Annotated in this window: 12 protein-coding genes; 5 read left to right on the top strand and 7 right to left on the bottom strand. The window is 66.1% G+C overall.

Annotation, left to right across the window (positions count from 1 at the left end; translation table 11 throughout):
* Nucleotides 1–35: 35 nt before the first annotated feature.
* From ACEVQ6_RS00225 to ACEVQ6_RS00215, 3 genes are read right to left on the bottom strand one after another with little or no spacing between them, the layout of a single operon-like run.
* Complete coding sequence (locus tag ACEVQ6_RS00225) at nt 36–2,453, bottom strand: putative bifunctional diguanylate cyclase/phosphodiesterase (RefSeq protein ID WP_374886878.1); 2,418 nt, start codon at nt 2,451–2,453, stop codon at nt 36–38.
* Complete coding sequence (locus ACEVQ6_RS00220) at nt 2,450–3,490, bottom strand: polyamine ABC transporter substrate-binding protein (protein ID WP_374886877.1); 1,041 nt, start codon at nt 3,488–3,490, stop codon at nt 2,450–2,452. Before ACEVQ6_RS00220 ends, ACEVQ6_RS00225 begins: the two co-directional genes overlap by 4 nt.
* A gap of 55 nt (nt 3,491–3,545) precedes the next feature.
* The gene (locus ACEVQ6_RS00215) at nt 3,546–4,769 is read right to left on the bottom strand and encodes an MFS transporter (protein WP_374886876.1); all 1,224 of its coding nucleotides are present in this window, start codon (nt 4,767–4,769) and stop codon (nt 3,546–3,548) included.
* A 108-nt stretch (nt 4,770–4,877) separates the two neighbouring features.
* Between ACEVQ6_RS00215 and ACEVQ6_RS00210 the strand changes: the two genes are divergently transcribed.
* From ACEVQ6_RS00210 to ubiA, 3 genes are all read left to right on the top strand, one after another.
* Nucleotides 4,878–5,699: an AraC family transcriptional regulator gene (locus ACEVQ6_RS00210; protein WP_374886875.1), complete on the top strand. Its 822-nt coding sequence runs from the start codon at nt 4,878–4,880 to the stop codon at nt 5,697–5,699.
* A gap of 528 nt (nt 5,700–6,227) precedes the next feature.
* Nucleotides 6,228–7,025, top strand: coding sequence for a MipA/OmpV family protein (locus ACEVQ6_RS00205; protein WP_374886874.1), 798 nt, complete (start codon nt 6,228–6,230; stop codon nt 7,023–7,025).
* Between the two features lie 27 nt (nt 7,026–7,052).
* Complete coding sequence (ubiA, locus tag ACEVQ6_RS00200; protein WP_374886873.1) at nt 7,053–7,994, top strand: 4-hydroxybenzoate octaprenyltransferase; 942 nt, start codon at nt 7,053–7,055, stop codon at nt 7,992–7,994.
* 316 nt (nt 7,995–8,310) lie between these two features.
* Here ubiA and ACEVQ6_RS00195 read toward each other — a convergent pair whose 3' ends face one another.
* Complete coding sequence (locus ACEVQ6_RS00195) at nt 8,311–8,874, bottom strand: DUF6101 family protein (RefSeq protein ID WP_374886872.1); 564 nt, start codon at nt 8,872–8,874, stop codon at nt 8,311–8,313.
* 366 nt (nt 8,875–9,240) lie between these two features.
* Here ACEVQ6_RS00195 and ACEVQ6_RS00190 point away from each other — a divergent pair, with 366 nt between their 5' ends.
* Entirely contained in the window at nt 9,241–11,418 is a 2,178-nt protein-coding gene (locus tag ACEVQ6_RS00190; protein ID WP_374886871.1) for a DUF1217 domain-containing protein, read from the top strand.
* On the opposite strand, the gene ACEVQ6_RS00185 is transcribed toward ACEVQ6_RS00190, so the two are convergent.
* On the bottom strand, nt 11,419–12,843 hold the full coding sequence (locus ACEVQ6_RS00185; RefSeq protein ID WP_374886870.1) for an FAD-binding oxidoreductase: 1,425 nt from the start codon (nt 12,841–12,843) through the stop codon (nt 11,419–11,421).
* A 206-nt stretch (nt 12,844–13,049) separates the two neighbouring features.
* Nucleotides 13,050–13,250, bottom strand: coding sequence for a hypothetical protein (locus tag ACEVQ6_RS00180; protein ID WP_374886869.1), 201 nt, complete (start codon nt 13,248–13,250; stop codon nt 13,050–13,052).
* Nucleotides 13,251–13,478: 228 nt separating this feature from the next.
* Between ACEVQ6_RS00180 and greA the strand changes: the two genes are divergently transcribed.
* Nucleotides 13,479–13,976: a transcription elongation factor GreA gene (gene greA / locus ACEVQ6_RS00175; protein ID WP_374886868.1), complete on the top strand. Its 498-nt coding sequence runs from the start codon at nt 13,479–13,481 to the stop codon at nt 13,974–13,976.
* Nucleotides 13,977–14,264: 288 nt separating this feature from the next.
* Here greA and edd read toward each other — a convergent pair whose 3' ends face one another.
* Entirely contained in the window at nt 14,265–16,085 is a 1,821-nt protein-coding gene (gene edd, locus ACEVQ6_RS00170) for a phosphogluconate dehydratase (protein ID WP_374886867.1), read from the bottom strand.
* Nucleotides 16,086–16,104 lie beyond the last annotated feature (19 nt).

Below are 16,104 nucleotides of genomic sequence, written 5' to 3'. Positions count from 1 at the left end.
AAGCGGATTCCGCCGGCCCTGCGGCAGGCGAGGCCTCAGAGGCTGGCGATCCGGCGCGTGCCCTTCAGGAAGGCGGCGGTGATCTTCTCGAAGGCCTGCGCCGGGGAGGCCTGCACCGGTACGGCATCCCGTCGCGCCTCGGCCCAGGCGGCGAGATCGGTCAGCGGCAGCGGCCTGCTGATCAGATAGCCCTGGAAGAGATCGCAGCCGGCCTCGGTGAGGATGGCGAGCTTTTCCTTCGTGTCGACGCCCTCGCCGATCACGGCCATCTTCTGGGCGTGGCAGAGCGCGATCACCGCCTCGAGGGCAGGGCGCAGCTGTTCCTGAGTCAGGTTCTGCACGAGTTGCCGGTCGAGCTTGATCGTGTCGGCCGTATAGTCGATGAGCTGTTTCACCGAGGTGTAGCCGGCGCCGAAATCGTCGATCGAGATGCGCAGGCCCATCTCGCGCAGCCGCGCGATGTTGGCGGCGAGCTGGTCCCCGACCTTGACCGCGAACGTCTCGGTCAGTTCGATCTCGATCGCTTTGGGGTCGATGTCGTAGAGTGCCAGCGAGGCGGCGAGATAGTCGCAGATCGCCGCCGAATGCAGTTCCGCCGAGGAAACGTTGATCGCCAGCACCGTATCCCTGCCGAAAACCATCTGGATCTGCGCAAGGTCCGACATCGCCCGGTTGATCACCCACCAGTCGATCTTGCTGAAAAGCCCCGTGCTTTCGGCGATCGGGACGAATTCGTCCGGGGTCACTGCGCCCAGCACGGGAGAATCCCAGCGCAGCAGCGCCTCGCAGCCCGTCACCCGACCGCGCGGATCGACGATCGGCATGTAGACGAGGCGGAACTGCTCGTCCGGGTTCATCAGCCGCAGTTCCTCCTGCACCTGGCGCTGGCGGTCGCGCTTGTCGGCGAGCGCGCGCGAGAAACGGGCGGAACCGTTCTTGCCGTTCGACTTCGCCTGGTACATCGCCGCGTCGGCATTGGAGACGAGTTCGGTGATGTTGGTCGCGTCGTCCGGGCAGATCGCGACGCCGATGCTGGCGGTCACCGGATAGCGCTTGCCCGCCACCTCGAACCCGCCGAAGAACTGGTCGAGAATGGCGCAGGAGAGCGCGCGCAACGTCCCGTCGCCGGCCTTCGACCGGACGAGGACGGCGAACTCGTCGCCGGAGAGCCGCGCCAGCAGCGGCGGCGGCAGCTTGCGCTCCGCCATGATCCGCTCGACCGTCTCGCCGAGCCGCGCCGCGAGCGTCTTCAGCAGGAGATCGCCGATCGCGTGGCCATGCCGGTCGTTGACGAACTTGAAATTGTCGATGTCGATGAAGAGCAGGCTGCAGCGCCCGCCCGACGCGACCGCCGCCTCGACGATCGCCGCGGCGGCCGTATTGAAATGCGCGCGGTTGCCGATGCCGGTCAGCGCGTCGGTATGCGAGGATTTCTTCAGGAGGCCGAACGCCTCGACCGACTGGTCGTGCAGTTTCTTGATATTGGCGGTCAGGCGTCCGATCTCGCCTCCGGCCGGGCTTTCGGCGATGCCGGTCTGGCTCCCGTCCATCACGCCGGTCACCTGCAGGTCGAGCGCGGCCACGGGATTGGTCACATAGCGTCGGATCAGCGTGATGATGAGAGCGATCGAGAGGACGCTCATGATCAGTGCGCCAAGGCCGAGCACCGCCTTCTCGTGCCAGCGGGCCGCGGCGAAATAACCCTCTCGCGGGGTCAGCGTCGCAAACAGCCCCGGCGCCAGCTCGACCGTGGTCGTCAGGCCGCTGCCGGCCGTCGCCGGGCGCGGACCGATCTGCACCGCGCCGCCATATTCGGTTTCGAGCGCCTGCAGGCGCTTGAGGAACCGGTCCGGCTGCACCGCCACCTGGATCAGCGCCGCGCTCTTCTTCGCGCTGAGAACGGGCCGGCCGAAGGTGGTCCGGTCGAGGAATTCGGAATAGGCGATGACGGGTCGCGCATCCGGATCGTTCGCGGCCGACGGCTGGATGTAGGTCCAGTCGATCATCTCCGGACTGTCGTAGAGGCGCTTGGCCAGCGCGCGCTGCTCCGGGCTGATCTCAGCGAAGGGGTCCTCGCTGTTCTCGAAATAGTAGTCGATGTCGTCCGGCGCGCCGAAGATGGCGAAGGCGACGAACTTGCGCGGATCTTCGGCGAGCGCCTTGATGTTTTCCTGCAGCCGGACGCCGAGCGCGTTGCTGCGGTAGCTTTCGTTCGATTCGGCGACGAACAGGCGGATCGAATTGCTTTCGAGCAGCGAGAAGAGAAGGATCCGGCTTTCGGTGATCTCGGTCTGGAAGACGGCGGCGAGATGGTCGAGCTGCTTGATCAGGCGCGCCCGCTCCAGCGCGAAGACCGACTGGCCCTGCGCGTAGTAGACCGTCAGCGCCGCGACCAGATAGCCGGCGAGCACGACGGGGAAGATCAGGAAAAAGGCGCGCTTTCCGAGGGTCACTTGAAATTCGCCAGCGAGGAGATGATGCGCCGCCGCGCCTGGACGGAGGAGACGCTGAGTTCGGTCTGGTACTGGCTCTTCGCGAGGATGGCCTGCGGAACGTAGATCTCGGGATTGTCGCGCATTTCCGCCGGGATCCGCTCCAGCGCGGCGCGGCTCGCCGTCGGCATGTTCAGCGCGCGCGCGTTGATCGCGGCGTTTTCGGCCGAACCGATGAAATCGGCGAGCGCCAGCGCCTGCGCCTTGCGCGGCGAGGCGGCGGTGACCGACAGGCAGTCGAGCCAGGAAAGCGTCCCTTCCGCCGGAACGGCGTAGCGCCAGCGGCCCGGCTTGCCGACCTTGCCGTCGAGCACATGCTGGTCGCCGCTGTAGCCGATCGCCATGTAGATCTCGTCGCCGATGCCCGGCGTCTGGATCGAGGTCACGACGTAATCATAGGTCAGCACGAAGGGCGCCTGCGCCTTCATCAGCGCATAGGCCTCCTTCAGCGTCTCCGCGTCGTTGGCGTTCACGGAGCGGCCGAGCAGGATCAGCGGCGCGACAAAGCCCTCATTGTGGTCGTCGAACATCGCGATATGGCCCTTGAGCTCGGGGCCCGGCTGCATCAGGTCCTTCCACGAGGTCGGCGTGGTCGCCACCTTGTCGGAGCGATAGAGGATGCCCATCGTGCCCCAGAGATAGGGGATGCCATGGTCGGCGCAGCGCTTGCGCCACTCAGGGGCGTAGTCGGCGAGCGAGGGCACGGTCGCCTCGGTAAGCTTTTCCAGAACGCCGCGCTGGCCGAAGAGCAGCGCCCCGTTCTCGCCCGTGACGACGAGATCGATATTGCTGTCGGGGTCCGACAGGATCTCGTCGCGGGCATCGCCGCTGTCGTAATAGATCTGCTTGACGGCGATGCCGGTCTTCTCGGTGAAGCGTTCGAGGATGCCGGCGTCGATATAGGATTCCCATATCAGCAGGTTCAGCGTCTCGGCCCGTGCCGGCGTGCTGAGCAGCGCGGCCGAGATGGCCGCAATCGCGAGGAGCTTCAAGTCCATGGCGTCACCCGATCAACCCTTGCGGGAGACTAGGCGCCAAAGTTTGATAAAATGCTTACGCGGTCCGGTAGCCGGGCAGTTTCGGCAGGAAAACCGTGAGAATTCCGAGCAGCGGCAGGAAGGAGCAGACCGTGTAGACCGTGTCGATCCCGTAGCCGTCGGCGAGCACGCCGAGGAGTGCCGCGCCGAGCCCGCCGAAACCGAAGGCGAAGCCGAAGAACATGCCGGCGATCAGCCCCACCCGTCCGGGCACCAGTTCCTGCGCGAAGACGACGATCGCCGAGAACGCCGAGGACAGGATGAAGCCGATGATCACCGCCAGCACGCAGGTCCAGAAGAGGTCGGCATAGGGCAGCAGCAGCGCGAAGGGGATGACGCCGAGGATCGAGAACCAGATGACGAAGCGCGCGCCGTAGCGGTCGCCGATCGGCCCGCCGAGAAAGGTTCCGGCCGCAGCCGCGCCGAGGAAGAGGAACAGGATGACCTGCGCGCTCTGCACGCCGACGGCGAACTTGTCGATGACGTAGAAGGTGAAGTAGCTCGACATCGACGCCATGTAGACGTTCTTCGTCGCCGTCAGCAGGATCAGCACTGCGAGGGTGAGCAGCACCTTGTTGCGCGAGAAGGGCAGCGTGCGGCTTGCCGGCGCGCGATGCAGCGTGGCGCGGCGCTGGGCGGCATACCAGCGGCTGACGAAGGTGAGGATGGCGAAGCCGGTCAGCGCGATGACGGAGAACCAGGCGAGCGAACCCTGTCCCCACGGAATGACGATGAAGGCGGCCAGCAGCGGGCCGATCGCGGTGCCGAAATTGCCGCCGACCTGGAACAGCGACTGGGCGAGCCCGTGCCGCCCGCCGGAAGCGAGGCGCGCGACGCGGGAGGATTCCGGATGGAAGATCGCCGAGCCGACGCCGATCAGGCTCGCCGCGACGAGCAAGAGCGGGAAGGAATGCGCGGAGGCGAGCAGGATCAGGCCGGCACAGGTGCTGAGCATCGCCACCGGCAGCGAGAACGGCATCGGCCAGCGGTCGGTGACCACGCCGACGACCGGCTGCAGCAGCGAGGCCGTTACCTGGAAGGTGAAGGTCAGCAGGCCGATCTGGACGAAGTCGAGGGCGTAGTTTTCCTTCAGCAGCGGATAGAGCGAGGTCAGCAGCGACTGCATGATGTCGTTCAGCAGGTGGCAGAGGCTGACGGCAAGAATGATGCCGAAGGTCGTCTTCTCGATGCGCGCGCCGTCCTGAACGCCTGCCGGCGCCGCCGTTCCTGTCACTGCCATGTCCCGTCTCCGCCCGACTCGCGCGCCTTTTCGTTGAGCCGCCTGTCTATCGCGCTTGCCGATGGCCTGCTTTCGTGCTGAGGTCTTTTTCTTTTGCGAGTGGGCCAAATGCTGGAAATGCTTGCGCAGACGCCGTTCGCGGCACCGGAGGAGCCGAGCCCCGACTGGATCGACACGGTGCGGCTGCGCGTCCTGGGCCTTGGCCGCGACTATGAGGCCGGCGTTCACGTCGATGCCCACAGCCATCGCCGCACGCAGCTCTGGACGGCGCGGCGCGGCGTCGTGCTGGTGCGCACCCCGCGCGGGCGCTGGATGATCCCGCCGGGCCACGGTCTCGTCATTCCGGCGGGGCTCGACCATTCGGCGGAGATGGTCAGCGCGGTGACGATGCATTCGATCTATTTCGATACCGCGCTGCCGTCGGCGGCGATGCGGCCGCGCGTCGTCGAGGTGACGCCGCTCGCGCGCTGCCTGATCGACGAACTCGTCGCCGGCGAGGCCGGGCTGCTTGCGTCAGCCGACGTGCCGCCGCGCGCGTGGATGGTGATGGAGCTTCTGCTCGACGAGGTCGCGCGGCTGCCGGAACGCCCGCTCGGCCTGCCGTTCCCGCAGGACGAGCGCCTCTCGGCGCTCTGCCGCCGCTTCCTGAAAGTGCCGTCCGCCACGGCGGGCATCGACGACTGGGCGGATGCGCTGAAGGTCAGCCGCCGCTCCTTCACCCGCCTGTTCCGGACCGAGACGGGGGTGAGCTTCGTCACCTGGCGGCAGCAGGCCTGCATCTTCGCCTCGCTGCCCCGGCTTGCCGACGGCGAGCCGGTGACGACGGTGGCGCTCGAGGCCGGCTACGAGAACGTCGCGGCCTTCACCACCATGTTCCGCCGCATGCTGGGCCGCGCCCCGAGCGCCTGGGCCCGCCAGCGCGAGGTCTAGCGCACGCCCGGCCGAAGCGGGATCGCATCGGCGTTGGACAATGCTGCAAAACCAGAGGAGAGAGCAGGTTCGGTGACCTGATGTTTACGGAACCTGCTCTCCCGCATCCTCCGACCGCGTGAAACGATGATGCTTCGAAAGCACGCGTTGAGAGCGCCGTACCGACTGAACGGATCGGACTGCGCGCCGGGGCGTGCTGCAAAGGGCGTCCCGTCGACATGCCGCGCGGGTCCCGCTCCGTCGCAGGTCCTCGCGGCGGTTTTCCCCTCGATCGCTCTTGCCCGGGGAGGCGACGCGGATCCCGGGGAAGGACCGTTCCGGCTCCATGCTGGGGAAGCGGCATCGGCGCTGCGCCTGATGTTGCCATGGAGGAAAGCGGGCGGTCCTCGACGACGGATGCGGTTTTCAACGCGTCCTCCGCGGTGCCCCCATGCCTAACCGGGGGTAAAGCCGTGCGGTTAACGGCTTGGTAGCAGGCGTCCGGTTATGGCAAGGGGGATCCGCTGTTTCGTGTTCCGGAGATTCGCCATGCGTGCCCATGCCCTTGCCTTCTGCCTCGCGCTTGCCGTCGCGCCGGCTCCGGCCGTCGCCGGCGAGGCCTTCTGGTCCGGCGACTGGTATCTGAAGCTTGGCGGCACCGGCTTTGTCGGGCCGCGCTATGAGGGGTCCTCCAAGCGCCTGTTCCAGGCCGCGCCGCTGATCTCGCTTGGCCGGGCGGGCAGCACCGTGCGGTTTTCCTCGCGTAACGACAATCCGTCCTTCGCCTTCGTCGACAGCGGCGCGTTTCGCGCCGGCGTCACCGGCAAGCTGATCTTCACCCGCGACGCCGACACCTCGTCCGACCTCAAGGGCCTGTCGGCGGTGAAGTTCGGCGGCGAACTCGGCGGCTTCGCCGAGGTCTACCCGACCGACTGGGTGCGCCTGCGCGCCGAGGTGCGCCACGGCATCCGCAGCCATGACGGCGTCGTCGCCGATCTCGCGGCCGACGCCTTCGTCGACGTCACCGACACGGTGCGCGTCTCCGGCGGCCCGCGGCTGACGGCGGCGACCAGCGGCTATTTCGACGCCTATTACGGCGTCGATGCACGCGAGTCGGCCCGGTCCGGCCTGTCGCAATACGATCCCGGCGGCGGCATCCATTCCGCCGGCCTCGGCACGGCGATCACGTGGACGGCGACGGAGAAGCTGGAGACCAGCGCCTATGCCGAATACAAGCGGCTGACGGGGCCGGCCGCCGATTCGAGCCTGGTGCGCGAGCGTGGCAGCCGCAACCAGTTTCTCGTCGGCCTTTCGGCCACCTATCGCTTCGATTTTTCGCTGGACTGAGGCGCCCGGCGGCGGCAAACAGGCCGCATGACCGCGCTCTCTCCCGATTCAGGCCGCGTCCAGGACGCGCCGTCCTCCTCCTTCGTCTATCGCCGGCTGCCGCGCCCGCTCTGGCCCTATGCCCAGCTCGCCCGCTGGGATCGGCCGATCGGCTGGCAGCTGTTGCTCTGGCCTTGCTGGTGGTCGGTCGCGCTGGCGGCGGTTGCGGCGAAGACGGCCGATCCCGGCCGCGTTCTCTGGCATCTCGTGCTCTTCTTCGTCGGCTCCGTGGCGATGCGCGGCGCCGGCTGCACCTATAACGACCTCGTCGACCAGGAGATCGACATGGCGGTGGCGCGCACCCGCTCGCGGCCCCTGCCGTCAGGCCGGGTGTCGCGGTCCTCCGCGAAGATCTTCCTCGTGCTGCAGGCGCTGGTCGGCCTCGCCGTGCTTCTGCAGTTCAACGGCTTCTCGATCGTCCTCTGCCTTGCCTCGCTCGCCGTCGTCGCGGTCTATCCCTTCGCCAAGCGGGTGACCGACTGGCCGCAGCTCGTGCTCGGCCTCGCCTTTTCCTGGGGGGCGCTGATGGGCTGGAGCGCCGCCTTCGGCGCGCTCGCCGTCGCACCGGTGCTGCTCTATCTCGCCGCCGTCGTCTGGACCATCGGCTACGACACGATCTATGCCTATCAGGACCGGGAGGACGATGCGCTCGTCGGCGTGCGGTCGACGGCGCGGCGCTTCGGCGACCGGCCGGGGCCGTGGCTCGTCGGTCTGTACGGCCTGGCGGGGCTGCTTCTCGCCGCTGCCCTTGTCGCCGCCGGCGCCGGCCTTTCGGCCTATCTCGGTCTCGCAGTGGCCTCCGTGCTGCTCGCCTACCAGATCCTCGTGCTCGACATCCACGATCCCCGCGCCTGCCTGGCCCTGTTCCGAATGAACAACACCGTCGGCCTCGTCATCTTCCTCGGCCTCATCGCCGATCTGCTGGTCTAGCTCAAAAAAAAGCCCCTCCGGGGGGAGGGGCAATTCGGTCGGTACCGTCGAAACGGCGTCAGGCCCAGCTCAGTTCCTTCTCGCGGCGGACGGGGGCTGGCCGAAACCGCCTCTTGAGGTGAAGGCGGAACGCGGCACGGAGGGTTTTGAGGATCTGGCGCATGGTATCTCTCCCTGTTCGTGACCGTGAGGCTAGAAAGCGGTTGGGGCACGAAGAAGGCCGAGTCCGGGTTTCCTGCAATCCATTGAGGAAGAAAGACAAAAGGCTCCGCCAGCCTCTGGCGGAGCCTGTCCGGGAGGACGATTGTGGCCAATTTCAGCTGCGGGCGATGATTTCGCGGCCGGCGATCTTCATCTGGCAGCCGAGCGTGCCGGTGGTGCGCCGCACGAGGAAGCGCGGCCGCCGCTCGGCGAAATAGGCATGGCGCCGGCGCGGCTTGACCCGCTCGACCCTCACCTCGCCGATATGATCCTCGAGCGGGCGTGCGACGCCGTCCGCCTCGACCATCAGCATCGGGATGCGGAAGGCGTCGGACCAGGCGCGCCAGTCGGCGGCGATGTCGGAGAGGTCGTGGGCGACGAGGAGGGGAACGCAGAGCTCCGGATCCTCGTGGTGCAGTTCGAGCGTCACGGTCACCGCGCCGTCGCCATGGTCGATGGCACGTGCGGCGATGCCGAGGAAGGCCCGGCAGGGAAGCGCGATCGACAGCGGCAGGCCGCTCGACGGCAGGATCTTGCGCATCACGCAGCCGCGCTCGTCGAGACTGATCGTCACGTCGGCCCCTTCCGGCAGGCGGTAGGTCGCCTGCTGGGGAAACCGCTTCGGATCGAGCCGCAACGTGTCGCCGGCCCAGGCCGGCTGGAGAAGAGTATTGCGCATTGGTATCGCCCTTGTTTTCCTTGAGAGCCGGTCGCCCGTCTTCTCGTCGGGACTTTTCGTCCTCTGTGGCTGCACCCTAAGCGGCGGCCCTTTCCGGAGCGCTTAACAATCTGAGTTAAGAAAACTTTGCGGTTCCCGATGGTTAGCAAAGGCCGATCCCGCAGGGTTTCCGGCCGGTGAACGCCCGACGGCCAGTTTTTCCCCCTGTCCCGCCAGCCTGACGCAAGCCGTCCGGCCTAGGGTCTGCCCGCGCGAAGGCGTGCGGCGGCCTGACCATCGGGTCGCAAAGAGGATGGATCGGACGCAGGGCCGGCTGGCGGACGGGGTCCGGCGGCGGGTGACGCGGCCGGCGAGGCGGGCGAAACCATGGTCTCCACCTATATCGATTTCAGCTTCATCACCCGCGACATGAATGCGAGCCTCAACCGCGTCGCCACCCAGAAGCTCGTCGCGCGCGAGGCGGACTACTACAAGGAAAACATCGGCAAGGTCACCACGCTCGACGAGTTCCTCGGCGACTACCGGCTCTATTCCTACGCGATGAAGGCCTATGGCCTCGAGGAGATGACCTATGCCAAGGCCTTCATGCGCAAGGTTCTCGAAAGCGACCTCAACGACGACCAGAGCTATGCCAACCGGCTGACCGACGACCGCTACTTGAAATTCGCCCAGGCCTTCAATTTCTCGAGCGGCACGGTGGTGGCGCAGACCGGCTCGCAGATGGACGAGCTGATCGGTCTCTACACCGCCAACGTCAACGGCATCTCCGACAAGCTCAACGACGAGAGCTACTACTACAACGCCGTCATCGACACGGTCACCTCCGCCGACCAGCTGCTCAGCAACGAGCGGCTGCGCAACTATGCGACGAAGGCCTTCGGCATCGATCCGAAATATGCCTCCTATTCGCATTTGAAACAGATCCTGACGAGCGATCTCGACGATCCGGCGAGCTATGTCTACACGCTCAACAGCCAGAGCGCGCTCACCTTCGCGCTCGCGTTCAATTTCGGCACCGACGGCACGCTCGCAAGCGGCGTCCTGCCCCAGAACGATGCACAGAAGACGATCACCAACGAGAACTACGTGCTGAACGGCAGTTCCCGGGTGACGACGGCGGCGGCGCTTCTGAACCAGACATATTACGAGCAGACGATCGGCAGCATCACCAGCATCGCCGACCTGAAGTCGAACACGCGCCTCTTCAACTATGTCGTCACCGCCTTCGGCCTGCCGTCGAGCACCCTGACCTCGACCGTCGAGAACATCCTGACGAGCGATCCCGACGATCCGGCGAGCTATGTCAACACGCAAGGAGGCGCCAGAAACAGCGCCTACAAGGCGTTGCGCGCCGCCTTCAATTTCCAGGCGGACGGCACGCTCGCCTCCGGCGACGCGGTCCAGACGGCGGCGCAGATGGCGACGACCAGCCAGGGCTACATGGTTCACTACAACGACAAGGACGACGCGGCCGACGAGACGCTGATCAACAGCTACAAGACGCTGATCGGCACGATGATCAATGTCGACGACTTCCTGAAGACGACGAACGTCCTCAAGCTGGCGCTGACCGCCTTCGACCTGCAGAACGAGGGCGACACGGTCCGCAAGCTGAAGAAGGTGCTGACGAGCGACCTTAACGACCCGAAGAGCTACGTCTACACCCTGCGCGACACGCGCTACCTCGACTTCGCCAAGGCCTTCAACTTCAACACCGACGGCTCGATCGGCGCGCCGATGCTCGCCCAGTCGGAGTCCGAAATCCTCAACACCTCGAAGAATTACGTGCTGGAGAAGAGCCGCTTCGGCACCGACGAGGAGAAGACCAAGGCGAAGGAGGAGGCGAGCTACTACAGCGGCGAGATCGAGAAGATCGACACGCTCGACGACCTCCTGTCGAACCGCCGCCTCGTCGATTTCTTTCTCATCGCCGCCGGCATTGATCCGAAGGAGGTGACGACGCAGACGGTGCGCGACATGTTCACCTCCGATCCCGACGACAGGCGCAGCGCGCTCAACACCACATCGGACCGCCGCTGGAAGCAGATCGTTTCCTCCTTCAACTTCACGCAGAAGGGCGACGTCGAGCGCCTGACGACGATCAACATCCAGACGAAGCGCGGCGTGCTGGAGGCAAACGAGCTCTACCTGCAGCAGACGCTGGAGGAACAGAGCGGCGAGGACAATCCCGGCGTCCGTCTCGCGCTCTATTTCGAACGCATGGCGCCGACGGTCGGATCGGCCTACGATCTTCTCGGCGATCCTGCCCTTCTGCAGGTGATGCAGACGACCTTCGACATCCCGACCGAGATGTCGAGCGCCGACGTCGACATCCAGTATGCCTATCTGAACCGCGTGCTCGACGTCAAAGACCTGCACGATCCGGAAAAGCTGAAGAAGCTGCTCGAGCGCTTCACCTCGCTCTACGACCTCGCCAACAATGTCGACGTCTCGCCGGCGGCGCTCATCCTCGGCGGCTCCGGCGGGGCGATCAGCGCCGATACGCTCTTCACCCTGTCGCAGCTCCGCCTCGGCGGCGGCTGATCAGCGCCGCGCCGAAAGCACCTTGTCCGGGTTCATGATGCCGGCCGGGTCGAAGGCCGCCTTGATCCGCCGCATCAGGTCGATCTCGATCGGCTCGCGGATCTCCGCCAGTTCGTCGCGCTTCAGCTGGCCGATGCCGTGCTCGGCCGAGATCGAGCCGTTATGGGCGATGACGATGCCGTGGACGATGGCGTTCATCTCGCGCCAACGGTCGAGGAAAGCCTCCTTTTCGGCGCCGACCGGCTGGGAGATGTTGTAATGGATGTTGCCGTCGCCGAGATGGCCGAAGGCGCAGATGCGCGCGCCCGGCATCGCCGCCGCCACCGCCGCGTCGGCCTCGGCCATGAAGGCCGGGATGCTGGCGACCGGCACCGAAACGTCGTGCTTGATCGAGCCGCCCTCCGGCTTCTGCGCCGGCGACATGCTTTCGCGCATGTGCCAGAGCGCCTTGCGCTGTGCCTCGCTCGCCGCCAGCACGGCATCCTCGACGAGCCCCCCGGCGATGCCCTGTTCGAGGATCCGCTCCATCATCCGTCCCGCCGTCTCGGCCGCGTCCGAGGTCGAGACGTCGATCAGCGCATACCAGGCATGGGGCGAGGAGAGCGGGTCGCGCACGCCGGCGATATGTTTTTGTGTGAACTCGACGCCGAGGCGCGGCATGATCTCGAAGCCGGTGAGCGCCGGGCCGCAGAGGCCGGCGGCGATGGCGTAGAGGTCGAGCGCCGCGGCGACGCTCGGCACGCCGGCAAACGCCACCTCGTGCCCGAGCGGCCGCGGAAAGAGCTTCAGCACCGCCGCCGTGATCACGCCGAGCGTGCCTTCCGCGCCGATGAAGAGATCGCGCAGATCATAGCCGGTATTGTCCTTCTTCAGCCGTCGAAGCCCGTTCCAGACCTCGCCGGTCGGCAGCACGACCTCGAGGCCCAAACAGAGGTTGCGCATGTTGCCATAGGCGAGCACCGCCGTGCCGCCGGCATTCGTCGACAGGTTGCCGCCGATCCGGCAGGAGCCCTCCGAGCCGAGCGAGAGCGGGAACAGCCGGTCGACGTCCTCCGCCGCCTTCTGCACCTCGGCAAGCACGGCGCCGGCCTCGGCGACCAGCACATTGCCGACGGGATCGACCTCGCGGATCCGGTTCAGCCGCTCGAGCGAAAGCACGAGGTCGCCCATCCCCTCGCGCGGGATCTGGCCGGCGACATGGCCGGTATTGCCGCCCTGCGGCACGATCGCCGTCCCGGTCTCGCTCGCGAGCCTCAGGATGGCCGAGACCTCGGCGACCGAACCGGGCCTGAGCACCATCGGGCTGGTGCCGCGATAGAGCCCGCGCGATTCGATGAGATAGCGCGCCTGGTCTTGGGGGTCGGTGATTGCGTTGGCGTCGCCGACGAGGGCGGCGAAGCGGTCGAGGAGGGCGGGGGAGATCATGGGCGGGGAACTCGGGTTGGGGAACCGAAATGGTGAGCGCATGGGGGATATCGCGCGAAAGCGGCATATCTGCAATCGGCCTTCAGCGGCCATCCCGCTTGTCAGACCGTTGTGTCCGTCGGCGGCAGGTCTGCCAGCGTGATCGGTCGGAACTTGAGGATCGGCTTTTTGCCGTCGTAGAGATCGATGTCCTCGACCGCCTCGTGTCACTGGACAATCCGAGAAAAATGGAGTTCTGCCGGCTGAGGCGTTCTGGTGATCAGCGCATCCGGATCCGGCAGGACGACCTCACAGGTGGCAAAGCCTTCCACTCCGAGCGCCAGAGGTCGGAGAGGGTTGCGGTAATCCCAAGGCGTCCTTTCTATACGAAACACGCTGCCCAGAATCTTCATGGCGACAAGATGCATCGATTTTGGTCCGTTCGCTGTGCTCCGTTGCACTCGAAATACGTGTCGTCGGGAATAACGGCAAGTGTCACACAGTTCAGGATGCCCTCGCCATCCGATGACGGTTAAAGGACGCCGCAACGACGTTGCCACCCAAAAGCCGGTCTGCTCCCAGGTGTTCAGTTGATGTTGGGCATCGGGACGATGTCCGGTAGAGTGCGAACTGGTGTCAGAACAGGAAAGTCGGTCATGAGCGTCGCCTTCATGAAGGAAGAGAGTGCGGAAACGGCTGCAGAAACACTGCTGCCGGATCGTCCGGTCTCTCCCCATCCCAACCTCGTTACCGCCACAGGGCTGGAGGCGCTGAAGCGGCAGCTGGAGGAGTCCCGTGAGGCCCATCAGGCGTCAAACGGGATCGAAGACGTCAATGAGCGGAGACGACAGGCGGCAGGGCCCCTGCGTGACCTGCGTTATTTCACCGAACGGCTCAGCACGGCCAAGGTCGTTCCCGACCCTGTCGGCACGGAGGTCGTTGCGTTCGGATGCACCGTGACCTTCACGCGGGAGGACGGGAGGGTTCAGACCTACCGGATCGTCGGCGAAGATGAAGCCGATCCCAAGGCAGGGACCATTTCCTATGTGTCGCCCGTCGCACGACAGCTTGCCGGCAAGCGGGTGGGAGACGTCGTATCGGTCGGAGGTCAGGAGCTGGAACTCGTTTCAATCTCCTGTGAAATGCCCGTCTAAAGCGTGTCGCGATCTTCAGATTCGCTCGTACGCTTTAGGTCTCTGTTTTTACGCGTGTCGTTTCGCAAAGCCGCTGCACACTTTTGCGAGACACGCTTTAGCCATAACCGCCAATGGCGCGCTGCGGAACCGGTTGGTCGCTTCCGGTGCGATCCGGACAGGAATTTCCACGCCTCTGACGACACGGATGCCGCGACAAATCCCGTTTGGGCACGATACCGATCCGGCGTGCCGCCAGGCGACCGACCATGCCGGCGGTCGCCCTGGCTTCCTCTCCGCGAACCCTTCTCAGTGAAAGAACACGCTCGCGCCATTGTCGGCCGTTCCCGTCGCGGCGCGGAACGGCGCGAAGAGTTCCCGGCCCATGCCGAATTCGTTGCCGGAAAGGTCGGCGGTCGCGGCCGCCCGGTGTGCCATCTCTTTCGCCTCGATGAGCACGTCGACCGTGCCGGCGACGGCGTCGAGGCGCAGCATGTCGCCCTCGCGGATCTTGGCGATCGGGCCGCCGTCGACAGCTTCCGGCGTCATGTGGATCGCCGACGGAACCTTGCCCGACGCGCCGGACATGCGCCCGTCGGTGATCAGCGCCACGCGCTGGCCGCGGTCCTGCAGGATGCCGAGCACGGTGGTCAGCTTGTGCAGTTCCGGCATGCCGTTCGCCTTCGGGCCCTGGAAGCGGACGACGGCGATGAAGTCGCCGGTGAGCTTGCCGGCCTTGAAGGCGTCGTTCAGCCCCGCCTGGTCGTGGAAGATCTTCGCCGGCGCCTCGATGACATGGCGCTCCGGTTTGACGGCCGAGATCTTGATGACGGCCTTGCCGAGATTGCCGGTCAGCATGCGCAGGCCCCCGCTCGCCTGGAACGGGTCCTCGACGGTCGCCAGCACCTTCGGATCGTGGCTGACGTCGCCCGCGCGGCTGCGCGCCACCGTGCCGTCGGCATTGAGCCCGATGTCGATCGCATAGGCGTCGAGCCCCTGGCCGAAGACCGTGCGCACGTCGTCATGCAGCAGCCCCTTCTTCAGGAGCTGGCCGATCAGGAAGCCCATGCCGCCGGCGGCATGGAAATGGTTCACGTCGGCAAGCCCGTTCGGATAGACGCGGGCAAGCAGCGGGATCACGTCCGACAGGTCGGAAATATCCTGCCAGGTCAGCACGATGCCGGCCGACCGCGCCATGGCGAGGAGATGCAGCGTGTGGTTGGTCGAGCCGCCGGTCGCATGCAGGCCGACGACGCCGTTGACGATCGAGCGCTCGTCGATCATCTCGCCGGCCGGGGTGAAGTCGTTGCCGAGCGCGGTGATGGCGAGCGCCCGCTTCGTCGCCTCCTTCGTCAGCGCGTCGCGCAGCGGCGTGCCCGGATTGATGAAGGAGGCGCCGGGCAGGTGGAAGCCCATGATCTCCATCAGCATCTGGTTGGAGTTGGCGGTGCCGTAGAAGGTGCAGGTGCCGGGGCCGTGATAGGATTTCGATTCCGCGTCGAGCAGCTCGGCGCGGCCGACCTTGCCCTCGGCGAAGAGTTGGCGCACCCGCGCCTTCTCGTCGTTCGGAAGGCCCGAGGTCATCGGCCCGGCGGGGATGAAGACGGCCGGCAGGTGGCCGAAGGTCATCGCCGCGATCATCAGGCCGGGGACGATCTTGTCGCAGACGCCGAGATAGACGGTACTGTCGAACATATTGTGCGACAGGCCGATGCCGGCTGCCATGGCGATCAGGTCGCGGGAAAACAGCGACAGTTCCATGCCGGGCTGGCCTTGCGTGACGCCGTCGCACATGGCGGGCACGCCGCCCGCCACCTGCGCGACCCCGCCCGCTTCGTGCGCCGCGGCGCGGATCAGCGCCGGATAGGTCTCGAAGGGCTGATGCGCCGAGAGCATGTCGTTGTAGGAGGTGATGATGCCGAGATTGGGGACGGTCTCGCCGGAAAGCGCCTCCTTCTCGGCGGGGGAACAGACGGCGAAGCCGTGGGCGAGATTGCCGCAGCCGAGCACGGCGCGTTTCACGCCCTTCGACGCGGCGTTGCGCACGCGCTCCAGATAGGCCTCCCGGTGAGGCTTCGAGCGCTCGACGATGCGGGACGTGATGGCGGCGATGCGGGGATCTGCAGACATGACCTCTCCTGTTCCGGAG

This window comes from Ensifer soli, from assembly GCF_041928815.1.
GTDB lineage: Bacteria > Pseudomonadota > Alphaproteobacteria > Rhizobiales > Rhizobiaceae > JBHFEI01.
Note: the sequence above shows the minus strand (reverse complement) of the source record. Positions and strands in the feature narration are given on the sequence as shown.